The organism is Mesoterricola sp. JemC181, from assembly GCF_055384585.1.
In genome coordinates this window covers 1,240,111-1,254,359 of the sequence record NZ_AP045076.1, presented here as the reverse complement: position 1 = coordinate 1,254,359, position 14,249 = coordinate 1,240,111, and the positions used below count along the sequence as shown (strand labels likewise).

The following is a 14,249-nucleotide window of genomic DNA, read 5'->3' as shown; positions in this document are numbered from 1 at the left end:
GGGGCGTGGCCATGGCATGCAGCTGCCGGAGGTCCACGTGGTCGGTCTCCGTTCCAGGGCGACCTTATCAGGTCAGGCCCGGCCAGGGCGTGGAGGCGCGGCCCCGGGCCTTCCGGAACGCGGCGCGGATGCGCTCCGCCGCGGCCGGGTCCAGCGGGCCCTTCTCCAGGAGGCGGAGATTGGCCTCGGCGTTGGCCGGGCGGGTGGTGCCGATGGAGACGACGTCGACCCCGGGCTGGGCCAGGGTGAAGCGCAGGGCGATCTCCATCCAGGGGTCCTCCCCCTCAAAGCCCAGCTCCCGCGGGTCCAGCGCCATGGCTGCGAACCGCTCCGCGTAGGGCTTCACGTAGTCCCGGTAGATGCCCTGCTGGGCCTCGGCGGGCTTCCAGGCCCCGTTGGCCACGGGGCGCTTGGCGATGACGCCCGTGCCGGCCCTGGCGGCGGCGGGAACCGCCCCTTCCAGGTTGACCTGGTCGCAGAGGTTCACCGAGCACATGAGCACGTCCACCCCCGGGAGGCCCACGGCGAAGGCGGCCGCGTCGTTGTCCCCCGAATAGCCCGCGAAGCGGATCTTCCCGGCCTCCCGGGCCCGGAGGAGGGCCCCCAGGGCCTCCCCCTTCTCCAGCACCTCCCGGGTGCAGGAATGGAGCAGCATCACGTCCAGGTGATCCGTGCCCAGGCGGCGCAGGGACCGGTCCACGGTCGCCGCGACGACCTTCGCCGACCAGTCCTCCCCCTCGATCCCCTCCACCTTCCGGCCGCACTTGGAGAGCAGGACGAAGTCCCCGCGGCGGTGGCCCACGGCCCTGCCGATGAGCTCCTCCGAGCCCAGATAGGCCGCCGCCGTGTCGATGAGGTTCACCCCGCGGTCCAGGAGCAGGTTGAGCACCTGTCCCGCCTGTTCCCCGCTCGCGCCCAGGTACCCGATGGGACCCGCGCCGAAGGCGATGCGCGACACCTTCAGCCCCGTCCTGCCCAGCGTCCCGTAGTCCATGGCCTGCCTCCAGACCCAGGATTCTACCCGGCCCCTCCGGTCCCCGCGATATCATGGCTCATCCCCACCCAAATCAGGTTCCAACCCCTCCGGAGGGATCCATGGACCGCCGCGCCTTCCTCAGAGACTCCGCCGCAACCCTGGGCGGCCTGGCCGCCCTGGACGCCCTCCCCCTTCGCGCGGCGCCCGCCCCGAGGCCCGACCTCGCGGTGGCCCACGGCGCCTCCCCGGAGCGCATCGTGCGCGCCGCCGTGGACGCCCTCGGCGGCATCCGGCGCTTCATCGCCAAGGGGGACGTGGTGGTGGTCAAGCCCAACATCGGCTGGGACCGGACCCCGGAACAGGCCGCCTGCACCAACCCCGAGGTGGTCGCCACCCTGGTGCGCCTCTGCCTGGAGGCCGGCGCGAAGACCGTGAAGGTCTTCGACCGCACCTGCAACGACGCCCGGCGGTGCTACGTGCAGAGCGGCATCGAGGCCGCGGCCAGGGCCGCCGGCGCCGAGGTGAGCCACATCGACGAGCGGCGCTTCCGCGAGGTGAAGATCCCCAGGGGCGTGGCGATCCAGGCCTGGCCCATCTACATCGACGTCCTCGAGGCGGACAAGCTCATCAACGTCCCCATCGCCAAGCACCACAGCCTGGGCAGGCTCACCCTCTCCCTGAAGAACTGGATGGGCGTGATGGGCGAGAACCGGGGCCGCATCCACCAGCGCCTGGACGAGACCCTGGTGGACATCGCCACCGTCGTCCGGCCCTGCCTGACGGTGCTGGACGCGGTGCGCATCCTAACCGCCCACGGCCCGGTGGGCGGGAACCTCGCCGACGTCAAGCGCCTCGACACGGTCGTGGCCGGCACGGACCAGATCGCCGTCGACGCCTACGGCGCCACCCTCTTCGGCCTGACCGGCGCGGACCTGGGCTACGTGCGGGAAGGCGCCCGCCGGGGCCTCGGGGTCATGGACCTCGGCAGGCTCGTCGTGAAGAAGCTCGAGGCCTAGGGTGATCTGGGCCCGGCGCGTCTCCCAGGGGGCCTTCCTCCTCCTCTTCATCGTCCTCTTCCTCCAGACGGAGCAGAAGGGCGCGGACCACCTGGGGTACCCCGCGAAGCTCTTCCTGGACTTCGATCCCCTGCTGGCCCTGGCCACCCTCCTCTCCGCCCGGGCCGTGGCCGCGGGCTTCGCCCTCTGCCTGGTCCTGGTGGCGGCCACCGCGCTGCTGGGACGGGTCTTCTGCGGCTGGGCGTGCCCCCTGGGGACGCTCCACAACCTGGTGGGCGCCCTCAAGCGCTGGAAGGGCCCCCAGCGCGTGCGGGGCTGGTTCCGGACCAAGTACCTCCTGCTGGTCTTCCTGCTGGCGGGGAGCGCGGTGGGCATCCAGCTCACCGGGATCTTCGACCCCCTCTCGCTCCTGGTGCGCCATCTGTCGCTGGGTCCCTACCCGGCCCTCAACGCCGCCGCCAACGGCCTCATGGACGCCGCGTACCGGACCGGCTCCCGACCGCTCACCGCGGTGGCCGACGCCGCCTTCGGCTTCCTGAAGAGGACCCTCCTGGCCTACCAGCAGCCGCACTTCGCCCAGGGGGCGCTCCTCACCGTCCTGCTCCTGGCCATCCTGCTCCTGAACCTCTCCGAACGGCGCTTCTGGTGCCGCTACCTCTGCCCTCTGGGCGCGCTGCTGGGGCTCCTGGGCCGCTGGTCCCTCCTGAAGCGCGAGACGGCCGAAGGCTGCAACGCCTGCGGGGTCTGCGACCGGGACTGCCAGGCCGGGCTCGCCGCCTCCAGAGCCGGTGCCTGGAACGCCGGCGAGTGCCTCTACTGCATGGCCTGCGACGACGCCTGCCCGAAGAACGCCGTGACCTTCGGCTTCTCCCGCAGGCCCGCCCCGGCCGCCCTGGACCTGGGCCGGCGCAACGTCCTCCTCGCCGGGGGCGCGGGCCTGGCCTCCGTGGCCGTCTCCCGCGCGACGCCCCCCTTCGATCCCGGCCGGGCCAATCCCGCCCTGCTGCGCCCCCCCGGGGCCTGCCCCGAACCCGAATTCCTGGCCCGCTGCGTGAAGTGCGGCGAATGCATGAAGGTCTGCACCACCAACGGCCTCCAGCCCACCTTCCTGGAGGCCGGGGCCGAGGGCATCTGGTCCCCCATCCTGGTGCCGGCCCGCGGCTACTGCGAGTTCCGGTGCACCCTCTGCGGCCAGGTGTGCCCCACGGGCGCCATCCGCACCCTCACCCAGGCCCGGAAGGCCGAGTGGCGCATCGGCACGGCCATGTTCGACCGGGGCCGCTGCCTGCCCCACGCCCACGCCACCCCCTGCATCGTCTGCGAGGAGGTCTGCCCCACCCCCACCAAGGCCATCTGGTTCGAGGAGGTGACGGTGAAGGACCGGGACGGCCGGGACGTGCGCGTCAAGCAGCCCCACGTGGACCTGAAGCTCTGCATCGGCTGCGGCATCTGCGAGGCGAAGTGCCCCGTCTCCGACAGGCCGGCGGTGTACGTCACGTCCATCGGCGAGACCCGCTCCAGGCGCAACCAGCTGCTGCTGGACGCCGGCTCCCCGTACTAGCACTACTGTGTCATAATATTGGCGCCTTGGTTTTTCCCACATGTCGGACAGTAGGCGAGAGAACCCACGAGAATCCGCTCCAGCCTTCGACGTAGCGTCGTTATGGAATAGGGCGAATGCCGCTCAGGGCGGAAGGGCGCGGTGTCCTCTGGGAAGGGGGGCGGGCTGGGGTGGTGCGTGAATGAAGCCAAAGATGGATTGGATCGTAGGGGGGGAAAGGCGGCTTCGTTCCGCCACAATGAAGGCATACGTGGCGGCGCATAGACTCAAGTGATGGTGGAATCCCCGCCATCCACGGCCCTCATAGTGGTCCAGGCCGAGTTCGTCTTTCATCTCCTGGTAGTCCCGCTCGATCCGCCAGCGCAGTTTCGTGACCCGGACCAATTGCCGGAGTGGCGTGGCCTCTGGCAGGGTCGAAAACCAATACTTGGTGGGCTCCTGCTCGGATTCGGGCCACTCAATCAACAACCACTCCTCCGGGTGCATTTCCGCTCGAGTGTTGTCTCGATGAGCGGGACGAACGCGCAGCGCCGCGAACCGGGATTCCATGATGCCCCGGGTTCCCTCTCCCCACGGCACCTTCGCCCAGGCGGCCTTGGGCAGGGCCTCCGCCAGGGCTTTGACCGTCTCGGGCTGATGCTCATCATCCCTCCTCAGTCTCTTGGCCGGATGTCCCTTTCCGCCGGGTTTTCTGGGGGGCAGCGGCCCATTGCCGTTCGCCCAGACGGTCGTGGTTTTGCTGACCCCCACTGCGTAGACGAGGTGCCGTTCCGTCAACCCTTCCCTGAAACCGAAAATGTCGCCGTAGCCCGCATCAGCCAGCACGGGCAGGTCAGGTTCCTTGTCCGTGCGCTGACCATCAATGAGGGCGAGCGCAATTTGCCATTTGGGCTGAAAGACAACCGCCTCGGGAACACCGGCCTCGGCACGGCGTTCCATGTCCTTGGCCCAGGCCTCCGGAAGATACAACCGGAACGCCACGGGCACACTGCTCCAGCGGGAGGCCATGGACAAGCTCACGGCGCATTGGCAATTGGAGGTCTTTCCGAATGGCCCGCAATACTGATGGGCCACGCCAACCGAGTGCGTCCCCTTTTTGGGGAAACCTGTGTCATCGACAATCCAGGCTTCAATCGGCCCCTGGATCTCCATGGCTTCGCGAGCATAGTCCCGGGCCACCCGGAGAACCGCGTCATCACTCCAACCCGCTTGAGCCACCAGGTGGTGCAAGGATTGGTGCCGGGCCTGGACGTGCACCGGGTCCAACCGCGCTGCCATCGGCTCAACGCTTTTTCGATCCCCGGGCAGGATCAAACCCTGGCAATAGAGCGCCATTGGCTCACGGCGATCGGCATGGCCGGCCGCCTTCGCCAGTAATCCGGCGTAGGCATCGAAACGCGCACGGCTTTCGGCAGTCTCAACCATAGGTAGCCCTAGCCTATAGGATAGGCAGGGCGGGGAGGCTGTCAATACTTATGACACAGTAGTGCTAGGAGCCTGTCTACGTAATAGGAGGCCCCGCGATGATGGCACCGGGGCTAGCAAATCAAGGAAGGCGAGGAAAGCCGCAGCGGGACTGCGGTTGACGAGCCTGACGCAGAGTTGCTGGCCCCGCTGCCATCACCCGAAGGGCGGCGCCCAGAAGCGCGCTTATCGTGTGCAAGTCCCTTGAAGGATTGACCTAATCCTCCTGCGGGCCTTGCGCTCGATAATCACGCTTCTGGGCGCCGTCGCGGGGCCTCCTATAACGTAGACAGGCTCCTAGAGGTCCCCCACCCGGCTGACCAGCCTGACCCAGAGGCTGCCGCCGCTCAAGCCGTTCGTCAGGATCACCAGCCCCGTGCCCCGGGCGGGATCGAACTGGCTGAAGCACCGGAAGCCGGTCTGGTTCGAGCCGGAGTGGTGGAAGATGTCCCCCCTCCGGGTGGCGTTCACGGACCAGCCCAGGCACCAGCCCACCCCCAGCCCCCGGGCCGCGCCGGGACGCTCCATGGGCTCCCGGGCGTCCAGCTTCACCTGGGCGGTGAGCGCGGCCTTGAGCCCGGCCGCCGACAGGCCCCCCTTGGCCGGGTCCAGGAAGGCCAGCAGGAACCGGGCGTAGTCGTCCGCGGTGGTGTAGAGGGTGTAGGCCGCGTTGGCGTGGAGGTAGCGGGAGCGGACGTTGAAGCTCCCGTCCGCCTTGTGGCCGGCGGCGAGCGAGGCCTCGACGGCCGGGGTCCACACGAAGCTGGACCGGCCCATGCCCAGCGGCCTGAAGACCATGCGCTCCGCCAGCAGCTCCAGGGGTTCGTCGGCGATGCGCTCCACCACCCGCTGGAGGAGGAACATCCCCTCCCCCGAGTAGAGGAACCGCGACCCGGGCTTGAACGCCACCGGCACCGGCCCCTCCCGCTCCTCGCCTTCCTTGCGCCAGTTGGGCAGGCCCGACGTGTGGGAGAGGACCATGCGCGCCGTGATGAGCCGGTACTCGGCCTGGGCGGGGAGCCCGTCCCCGGGAAGGTAGGCGCAGAGGGGCCGGTCCAGGTCCAGCTGGCCCCGGTCCGCCAGGAGGAGCGCGAGGTACGCGAACACCGGCTTGGACATGGAGCAGGCCTCGAACACGGTTTCCCGCGCCGCGGGGGTGCCCGCCAGGGCGTCCGCGACGCCGAAGGCTCCGCTCCACACGATCTCCCGGTCCCGGATCACGGCGATGGACACGCCCGGCACCTTCAGTTCCTTCATCAGCCGCGGCGCCAGCGCCCGGATCGTCTCGACGGTGCCGCCGGGCGCCGCCCCCATGCGGTCCAGGGCCCAGGACGCCGCCCACCGCACGTCCTCGTCGGGGTCGGCCAGGGCCTCCCGCAGCGCGGGCGCGCCCGCCCCGGCCGCGCCCAGCGCGAAGGCCGCGTCCTGGCGTTCGGCTCCGTCCTTCGCCGCCAGGGCCTTGACGAGGCCCGGCTCCGCCGGCGCCGCCGCGGAGCCCAGGCATCCCAGGGCGGTGGCGGCGCCCTTGCGCACCGCGGCCTCCGGCGAGTCCAGGGCCCCGGCCAGGACCGGCACGGCCCCGGGCCCGAGCCTGCCCAGGGCCAGGGCGGCCTGGCCCTGGACGTAGATGTCCGCATCGGCCAGGGCCTCCGCCAGTGCCCGCGCCGAAGGCGCCGCGCAGGTTCCCAGGGCCCCCAGGGCCTGAGCGGCGCGCTCCCGGACCAGCGCCTCGGGGTCCTTCAGGGCCCGGCCCAGGGACGGCGCCGCCGCACAGGCCGCGGGGCCCAGCCGCGCCAGCACCCGGGCCGCGGCCTCCCGGCCCGCGGCGTCGCCGGTCTCCAGGACCCGGACGGCCTCGGGCACCGCCCCGGCACCCTGGGCGGCCAGAGCCACCACCGCCCTCCAGCGCACCGCCGGATCCGGGTCGGAAAGGCCTGCGGCCAGGCCCGGGAAGGCGAGGCAGAGGATGAGGCCGGCCACGGACGGGGATGGGATCGGCATGATTTGCTCCTGGGAGTAGGGCCAGTGTACCGGGCTCGCCGGGAATTCAAGTCGTGACCTGATTGGTTCCTTTGGTATTCTGGTGGCTTGCCAAAAAAATGAGGATCTAATGCAAAAACCCATGCGCCGCACCCTGACCTGCACCGCCCTGACCCTTGCCCTGGCGCCCGCGGCCCTGGCCTCGGGCTTCCAGCTGCGGGAGCAGAGCCCCAGCGCCCAGGGGAACTCCTTCGCGGGCATTTCCGCCGGGGGCACCGATATCGGCTCCATGTTCTTCAATCCGGCCACCCTGACCCGTTTCCAGGGCAACGAATTCGTGGGCGGCGCCAGCCAGATCCAGCCCTCCGCGAAGCTGGAGGGCGGCAGCGCCTCCCGTGCCGCGGCCCTGGGCGGGAGCGCCATCACCGGCACCTCCGGCGGCGATGCCGGCCGGAGCGCGGCCCTACCGGTCCTCTACGCGCTGTGGAGCCTCAGCCCCGACCTCAAGCTGGGGTTCTCCCTGAACAGCCCCTTCGGGCTCACCAGCGAGTACGGCTCCGACTGGATCGGGCGCTACCACGCCATGAAGTCCACCATGACCATCGTCGAGGTCGCTCCCAACGTGGCCTGGCGCATCAGCCCGAAGTGGTCGGTGGGCGCGGCCGTGGTGGCCCGCCACGTGGACGCCACCCTCAGCAATGCCGTCGACTTCGGCGCCGTGGGCGCCGCCTACCGCATCCCAGGCTTCGCGCCCGGGGCCCAGGACGGCATCGCCACCGTGAAGGGAAAGCAGTGGCGCCCCGGCTACAAGCTGGGAATCCTCTTCGAGCCCCGGGCCGACGTGCGGATCGGCGCGGCCTACCAGTCCGCCATCGACTTCAAGCTCAAGGGGGAGGTGACCTACCAGGGCGTCCCGGCCGCCCTGGCCGCCAACTTCCGCAACGGCGGCGCCACGCCCATGGCGAACCAGCCCGGCACCGCCTCCCTGGGCGCGGCCTGGGACGCCACCCCGGCCCTCACCCTGCAGGCCGAAGCGGCCCGCACCTTCTGGTCGCACTTCAAGGAGATCCGCATCGCCTTCGCCACCGGCCAGGCCGATTCGGTCACGCCCGAGCACTGGAAGGACTCCTGGTTCCTGGCCCTGGGCCTCACCTGGCGCCCCGGCGGAGCATGGACGCTGCGCACCGGCGTGGCCCTGGACCAGACGCCCACCACCGACACCTACCGCACCCCCCGCATCCCCGACTCCGAAAGAACCTGGGCCTCCGCCGGCGCCGGCTACGCGGTCACCCGGGCCTTCTCCGTGGACGTGAGCTACAGCCGCCTCTTCGTGAAGAACTCCAACCTCGACCTCACGGCGACCGCGGGCGGTCCGGACTTCTTCCGGGGCACCATCCATGGAACCTTCCACAACCGGGTGGACATCATCGCCCTGCAGGGGCGCCTGAAGTTCTGACCGTTCAGGGGGCTTCCGGGAAGAACTGCCGGGTGCACTCGGGGCAGATCCCGTGGGTGAAGTCGGCCTGGGAGTGGTCGCGGATGTAGCTCTCGATCTGCGTCCAGTAGCCCTTGTCGTCGCGGATCTTCTTGCAGTGGGAGCAGATGGGCAGCAGCCCCGAGAGGGTCCGCACCTCCTGCAGCGCGGCCCTCAGGTTCCGTATGAGCTCCTCCCGCTCCAGCTCCACCCGCTTGCGTTCGGTGATGTCCTTGGAGATGCACACCACCGAGGTGACGCTGCCTTCGGACCCGCGGATGGGTTTCACGGACGTGATGTAGAAGGTGTCCCCCTGGGCCGTGGGCACCCGCACCTCGAAGACGATGGGCTGGCCCGTCGCGAAGGCCTTGCGCACCACGGTCATGCGCTTCTCGGCCTCGTCCGGGGAGAAGAGGTCGTAGATCCGGCCCCCGATGACCTGCCCCGGCTCCCGGCCGAAGGGGGTGGAGAAGGCCCGGTTCACGTAACGGTAGGTCCCGTCCTCCAGGATGTTGAAGATGGGGTCCGTGGACTCGTCCAGGACCGCCTCGAGAATGTCCATGCGCCGCCTGGGGGCGGCCGGGCCCGCGTGGTCCTCCTGGACCAAAGAATCATCCAAGGGTTTCTCCTGATTGGAATTTTCAGGGTACCCCGGCGTCCTTTCCCGGTCTAGGCCTCCCTGGCGCGCCGGGCCTGGTAGGTGCGCAGGCTCGCGTCCACCAGGGCCAGCATGGGAAGGGGGCCCGCCCCGCGGCGGAGCAGGTCGCCGATGATGTGGCCGCCCTCGATGCGCCCGCCGGCCTCGAGGTCCCGGAACATCGAGGACGTCATGGCCGACCCCGGCTCCGTGAGGATGGCCCGGGCCTTCTCAAGGCTTTGCGCCCGGGGCGCGTGGCCGTGGGCGGCCGCCACGGAAGCGCACTCCTCAAGCAGGGCCACCCCCAGGCCGGCGTTGCCCGCGGCCACGATGTCGCCCACCGAGCCCCGCAGGAGGCAGGTGATCCCGGCGGCGGAGGCGATGAACACCCACTTCTCCCAGAGCTCCTGGACGATGTCCCCGCTCAGGCGGCCGTCGAACCCGGCCCCGCAGAGCTGGGCCTCCAGGGCCTCCGCCCGGGGCGTGCGCTCCCCGTTCCGCTCGCCGAAGACCAGGCCGTGCAGGCGGTTGAAATGCACCACGGCGCCCTCGGCGTCCAGGGCCGATGAGATGAAGCAGGACCCGCCCAGGACCCGCCCGGCGCCGAAGCGCCTGTCCAGCAGGTCGAAGTGCCCCATGCCGTTGAGCAGGGGCAGGACGGCCGTCCCGGGCCCCACCGCCGGCGCGAAGGCCTCCACGGCCTCATCCAGGTCGTAGGCCTTGCAGCTGAGCAGCACCAGATCGAAGGGCTCCCCCAGGTCCCCGGCCAGGACCGTGGGCGGCGCGCTGCGGTGGACGTCCCCGAAGGGGCTGCGGATGGACAGCCCCGCCGCGGCCAGCTTCCGGGCCCGCTCCGGGCGCACCAGGAACGTGACGTCCCGCCCCGCCTCCAGGAGCCTCCCCCCGTAGTAACCCCCGATGCCGCCGGCGCCAACGATCAGAATCCGCATGACAGATGCTCCTCCGACCCAGGATACGACGCGCTTGAGCTACGCTGGAACCATCGGTTTGCGATGGAGGCACCCATGCGGTTCGTCACTCTGGCCTCGGCCCTGCTCGTCACGGCCCTGTCCGCCGGGAGTCCGCCTCCCACCCGGTTCGAGCGCTCCGGGGGCCTCGAGACGCCCCGGCTGGCCGAGACGGTGGAGGAATGCAGGGCCCTGGCCAAGGCCTCGCCCTGGGTGCGGGTGGGCACCTTCGGCCGCAGCCCCCAGGGCCGCGCCCTGCCCCTGGTGATCGTGGACCGGGACCGCGCCTTCGACCCGGCCCGCGCCCGGGCCAAGGGCAAGCTGGTGGTCATGATCCAGGCCTGCATCCACGCCGGCGAATCCGACGGCAAGGACGCGGGGCTGCGCTTCCTCAAGGAGCTGTGCGTCGACCGGAAGCACGGGGCCCTCCTGGACCGGCTCGTTTTCCTGTTCCTGCCCGTCTTCAACGTGGACGGCCACGAGCGCTTCGGCCCGCACAACCGCATCAACCAGAACGGCCCCAAGGAGATGGGCTGGCGCAGCAACGCGGCCGGGCTGAACCTGAACCGGGACTACCTCAAGGCGGACGCCCCCGAGATGCGGGCCTGGCTGAAGCTGCACCAGGCCTGGCTCCCGGACGTCTTCCTCGACTGCCACGCCACCGACGGAGCCGACTACCAGTATCCCCTCACCATCGCCCGCGAGGCGGGCCCCGGGGACACCTGGTTCCTGGAAGCGGGTCTGGGCGCCTGGATCCGGGACAGCTTCCTGCCAGGGCTCCGGTCCGGACTGGAGGCCGACGGCGTGCCCACCACCGAGTACATCGTCTTCCGCACCTGGCACGACCCCCGCAGCGGCCTCGTCATCGGTCCTTCCGGCCCCCGCTACTCCCAGGGGTACCAGTCGGCGCAGAACCGCATGGGACTCCTCCTGGAGACCCACATGCTCAAGCCCTACGCCGTGCGGGTGGAGGCCACCCGGCTGGCGCTGCTGCGCACGTCCGAACTCGTGGCCCGGGAGCGGGACACCGTGGTCCGCCTCAACCGCGCCGCCGACGCCTTCACCGCCAGCGCCGCCTTCCGCGCGGTCCCCATGCCCCTGGGCTTCAGGGACGACGGCACCTCCGAGCCCATGGCCTTCAAGGGTTTCGCCTACGACCGCACCACCAGCGACCTCACGGGCGGGGACTGGTTCACCTACGACCCCTCGCGCCCCCAGACCTTCCAGATCCCCCGCTTCGGCCACCTGAAGGTCACCGCCTCGGCCCGGGTGCCCGAGGCCTACCTCGTCCCCCCCGAGTGGACCGAGGTCATCGCCCGCATCGAGGCCCAGGGCATCCCCCACCGCCGCCTGGCGAAGCCCGTGACGCTGCCGGTCTCCGGCTGGCGCTTCCGGGACGTGGTCTTCCGCCGGACCCCCACCGAGGGCCGCCAGCGGGTGGAGAGCCTGGTGCAGGAGGCGTTCGACGGCACCCGGGAGTTCCCCGCGGGCACGGTGGTGGTGCCCACCGGCAACCGCCTGGCGCGGATCATCGTCCACCTGCTGGAGCCCGCCTCCGAGGAGAGCCTGCTGCGGTGGGGCTTCTTCAACACCATCTTCGAGCAGAAGGAGTACGGCGAGAGCTACGTGCTCGAGCCCCTGGCCCGGAAGATGCTCGCGGCCGACCCCGCCCTCAAGGCCGCCTACGAGCGCCGCAAGGCCGAGGACAAGGCCTTCGCCGCCGACCCGGACGCCCAGCTCAACTGGTTCTACCAGCGCTCCCCCTGGGGGGATCCGAACCTGGGGATCTACCCGGTAGGCCGGATCTTCGACGCCGCGGCGGCCGCGAGCCTCTAGGGGGCCTCCTATTACGTAGACAGGCTCCTAGAACTGGCCGGATCGGAATTGATCCCAACTGACGGTTCCGATGCGGCCAGACGGACGTACCCTGGAGGTCCGGGGGAGCGCCATGCTGCTGAAACTGGAGGAGGGACCGAGTCCCAAGGGCCGCCAGATCGTCGACCAGGTCCAGCGTCTGATCCGGGATGGACACCTGAATCCGGGCGAGGCCCTGCCTTCCACCCGCCATCTGGCGGAGCGCCTCGCCCTGCACCGGTCCACGGTGGCCACGGCCTACCAGGAGCTGTGGGCCCTGGGCTGGCTGGAACTGCGTCCCGGGGCCGTCCCCAGGGTCCGGCGGCGGGGAGCGCTCGCGGCACCCGCCCTCCCGGAGCGGGGGGCCTTCCCGTGGCGGGAACGGCTCACCCTGCCCCTGGAGCCGCCGCCCCGGCCCCGGCCCGAAGGTCTCATTTCCTTCAACAGCCTCGGGATGGACCCCCGCCTGATCCCCGTGGAACCCCTGGCGCGGTCCCTGAAGGCAGCCCTCCACCGCGAGGGCGCCCGGCTCCTGGACTACGGCGATCCCCGGGGCCTCCCCTCCCTGCGGGCCGTGCTGGCCCAGCGCATGGGACGCCACGGCGTCCAGGCCGCCCCGGAGGAGATCCTCGTCACCCATGGGGCCCAGCAGGCCCTGGACCTGGCCCTCAGGGCCCTCACCCGCCCCGGGGACGCGGTCCTGGTCGAAGCCCCCACCTACGATCACATGCTCCGCCTCCTGGCCCTCCACCGGCTGCGGCCCCTGGCCATCCCCGAGGGCCCGGAAGGCCCGGACCTGGCCGCCCTGGAGCGGCTCGCGCAACGGGAGCGCCCGGTTCTCCTGTACACCATGCCCAGCTTCCAGAACCCCACGGGCCGCTGCCTTCCCCAGTCCCAGCGGGAGGGCCTGCTGGCCCTCTGCGAGCGCCTGGCCCTGCCCATCCTGGAGGACGGCTTCGAGGAGGAGATGAAGTACTTCGGCCGCGCCATGCTGCCCCTCAAGTCCATGGACCGCGCGGGCCTCGTGCTCTATGCCGGCACCTTCTCCAAGGTCCTGGCCCCCGGCCTGCGCCTGGGCTGGCTCGCGGGCTCCGCCACCTGCCTGGGGGCCCTGGCCGGCCTCCGGCGCTCCACGGACCTGGGCCCCTCCCCCATCCTCCAGGCCGCCCTGGAGGACTTCCTGCTCAAGGGCCACTTCGACCAGCACCTCGCGCGGCTCCACCGCACCTTCCGGCGCCGCATGGAGACCGCCCTGGCCGCGCTGCGCCGGGAGCTCGACCCCGCCCTCGCCACCTTGACGGCCCCTTCGGGAGGCTACCTCATCTGGCTCGCCCTGCACGGGACCCCTCCGGCCGGCCTGGAGGCGGCCCTGCACGCCCACGGGGTGGACGCCCGCAGCGGCTCGTCCTACTTCAACGACCCGGAATCCGGGAAACCCTTCCTCCGCCTTTCCATCTCCGGCCTGGACGAGGCGGAGATCACCGAAGGCATCGCCCGACTGGGCCGCGCCCTGGGAGCCCTCCGCCATGAATGAATCCGCGACGACCTTCGCCAACGCGTACGACGACGAGCTCCGCGCCGCCTCCTACGCGGCCCTGGAGTTTCCCGGCACCTACCACCTGGCCTTCCGGGACCTGCCGGACCTCCTCGGGCGGCCCGTCCCCGGGGCCCGGGCCCTGGACTTCGGCTGCGGCGCAGGCCGCTCCACCCGGTTCCTCGCGGACCTGGGCTTCCGGGCCGAGGGCGCGGACCTCTCGGAGGCCATGCTGGCCGAGGCCCGGGCCCGGGACCCCCGGGGCAGCTACCGCAGGGTGCCCGACGGGGACCTGTCGGCCCTGGCCGGGAACCGCTACCACCGGATCCTGTCGGCCTTCACCTTCGACAACGTGAGGACCGGCTCCAAGCCGGGCCTGTTCCGCCAGCTGGCGGGACTCCTGGAACCGGAAGGGACCCTGCTGAACCTGGTGAGCTCCGAGGAGCTCTACCGCCTGGAGTGGGCGTCCTTCAGCACCGCGGCCTTCCCCGGCAACGCGGCCCCGGAGCCGGGCGCTGCCGTGTTCACGGTGATGAAGGACGTGCCGGACGCCAGGCCCGTGGAGGACATCTTCTGCCCGGAGGCCGAGTACCTGGAGCTGTACCGCCGGGCCGGCCTCGTGCGCGTCCTCGCCCACCGCCCCCTGGGGCGCCCCGACGAGCCCTTCGGCTGGGTCAACGAGCTCCGGGTCGCGCCCTGGCGCATCGACGTGCTGCGCAGGGCCTGACCAGGGCTCCGCCCCGGAACCCTCCGTCGCTGCGGGAGGATGCCGGGGCGGAATGCGG

The 14,249-nt window shown here is 71.1% G+C and carries 11 protein-coding genes; 6 read left to right on the top strand and 5 right to left on the bottom strand.

Annotation, left to right across the window (positions count from 1 at the left end):
* Positions 1 to 67: 67 nt before the first annotated feature.
* On the bottom strand, positions 68 to 994 hold the full coding sequence (locus ACZ5MC_RS05550; RefSeq protein ID WP_306599323.1) for an aldo/keto reductase: 927 nt from the start codon (positions 992 to 994) through the stop codon (positions 68 to 70).
* Positions 995 to 1,095: 101 nt separating this feature from the next.
* On the opposite strand from ACZ5MC_RS05550, the gene ACZ5MC_RS05545 reads away from it, so the two are divergent.
* A complete protein-coding gene (locus ACZ5MC_RS05545) occupies positions 1,096 to 1,992 on the top strand; it encodes a DUF362 domain-containing protein (RefSeq protein ID WP_306599322.1) in 897 nt (298 codons plus the stop codon).
* A 1-nt stretch (position 1,993) separates the two neighbouring features.
* Positions 1,994 to 3,553, top strand: a complete 1,560-nt coding sequence (locus ACZ5MC_RS05540) for a 4Fe-4S binding protein (protein ID WP_306599321.1) — start codon at positions 1,994 to 1,996, stop codon at positions 3,551 to 3,553.
* Positions 3,554 to 3,676: 123 nt separating this feature from the next.
* On the opposite strand, the gene ACZ5MC_RS05535 is transcribed toward ACZ5MC_RS05540, so the two are convergent.
* Positions 3,677 to 4,978, bottom strand: a complete 1,302-nt coding sequence (locus ACZ5MC_RS05535) for an IS701 family transposase (protein WP_306598195.1) — start codon at positions 4,976 to 4,978, stop codon at positions 3,677 to 3,679.
* Positions 4,979 to 5,314: 336 nt separating this feature from the next.
* Complete coding sequence (locus ACZ5MC_RS05530; RefSeq protein WP_464517243.1) at positions 5,315 to 7,018, bottom strand: serine hydrolase; 1,704 nt, start codon at positions 7,016 to 7,018, stop codon at positions 5,315 to 5,317.
* A 109-nt stretch (positions 7,019 to 7,127) separates the two neighbouring features.
* Here ACZ5MC_RS05530 and ACZ5MC_RS05525 point away from each other — a divergent pair, with 109 nt between their 5' ends.
* Complete coding sequence (locus ACZ5MC_RS05525) at positions 7,128 to 8,453, top strand: OmpP1/FadL family transporter (protein WP_464517242.1); 1,326 nt, start codon at positions 7,128 to 7,130, stop codon at positions 8,451 to 8,453.
* 4 nt (positions 8,454 to 8,457) lie between these two features.
* On the opposite strand, the gene ACZ5MC_RS05520 is transcribed toward ACZ5MC_RS05525, so the two are convergent.
* Complete coding sequence (locus tag ACZ5MC_RS05520) at positions 8,458 to 9,090, bottom strand: PAS domain-containing protein (RefSeq protein ID WP_306599318.1); 633 nt, start codon at positions 9,088 to 9,090, stop codon at positions 8,458 to 8,460.
* Between the two features lie 50 nt (positions 9,091 to 9,140).
* Positions 9,141 to 10,058 (bottom strand): 2-dehydropantoate 2-reductase, encoded by a 918-nt coding sequence (gene panE, locus ACZ5MC_RS05515; RefSeq protein ID WP_306599317.1) that lies wholly within the window; start codon positions 10,056 to 10,058, stop codon positions 9,141 to 9,143.
* A 75-nt stretch (positions 10,059 to 10,133) separates the two neighbouring features.
* On the opposite strand from panE, the gene ACZ5MC_RS05510 reads away from it, so the two are divergent.
* From ACZ5MC_RS05510 to ACZ5MC_RS05500, 3 genes are all read left to right on the top strand, one after another.
* Complete coding sequence (locus tag ACZ5MC_RS05510; protein WP_306599316.1) at positions 10,134 to 11,912, top strand: M14 family metallopeptidase; 1,779 nt, start codon at positions 10,134 to 10,136, stop codon at positions 11,910 to 11,912.
* A gap of 112 nt (positions 11,913 to 12,024) precedes the next feature.
* Positions 12,025 to 13,464, top strand: coding sequence for an aminotransferase-like domain-containing protein (locus tag ACZ5MC_RS05505; RefSeq protein ID WP_464517241.1), 1,440 nt, complete (start codon positions 12,025 to 12,027; stop codon positions 13,462 to 13,464).
* A complete protein-coding gene (locus ACZ5MC_RS05500) occupies positions 13,457 to 14,191 on the top strand; it encodes a class I SAM-dependent DNA methyltransferase (RefSeq protein ID WP_464517240.1) in 735 nt (244 codons plus the stop codon). The genes ACZ5MC_RS05505 and ACZ5MC_RS05500 overlap by 8 nt, the downstream gene beginning before the upstream one ends.
* Positions 14,192 to 14,249 lie beyond the last annotated feature (58 nt).

Excerpts from the sequence above, each read along its gene's own strand:
- ACZ5MC_RS05550 (WP_306599323.1), bottom strand. The coding sequence starts at position 994 with ATGGACTACGGGACGCTGGGCAGGACGGGGCTGAAGGTGTCGCGCATC.
- ACZ5MC_RS05545 (WP_306599322.1), top strand. The coding sequence starts at position 1,096 with ATGGACCGCCGCGCCTTCCTCAGAGACTCCGCCGCAACCCTGGGCGGC.
- ACZ5MC_RS05535 (WP_306598195.1), bottom strand. The coding sequence starts at position 4,978 with ATGGTTGAGACTGCCGAAAGCCGTGCGCGTTTCGATGCCTACGCCGGA.
- ACZ5MC_RS05530 (WP_464517243.1), bottom strand. The coding sequence starts at position 7,018 with ATGCCGATCCCATCCCCGTCCGTGGCCGGCCTCATCCTCTGCCTCGCC.
- ACZ5MC_RS05525 (WP_464517242.1), top strand. The coding sequence starts at position 7,128 with ATGCAAAAACCCATGCGCCGCACCCTGACCTGCACCGCCCTGACCCTT.
- panE (WP_306599317.1), bottom strand. The coding sequence starts at position 10,058 with ATGCGGATTCTGATCGTTGGCGCCGGCGGCATCGGGGGTTACTACGGG.
- ACZ5MC_RS05510 (WP_306599316.1), top strand. The coding sequence starts at position 10,134 with ATGCGGTTCGTCACTCTGGCCTCGGCCCTGCTCGTCACGGCCCTGTCC.
- ACZ5MC_RS05505 (WP_464517241.1), top strand. The coding sequence starts at position 12,025 with ATGCTGCTGAAACTGGAGGAGGGACCGAGTCCCAAGGGCCGCCAGATC.
- ACZ5MC_RS05500 (WP_464517240.1), top strand. The coding sequence starts at position 13,457 with ATGAATGAATCCGCGACGACCTTCGCCAACGCGTACGACGACGAGCTC.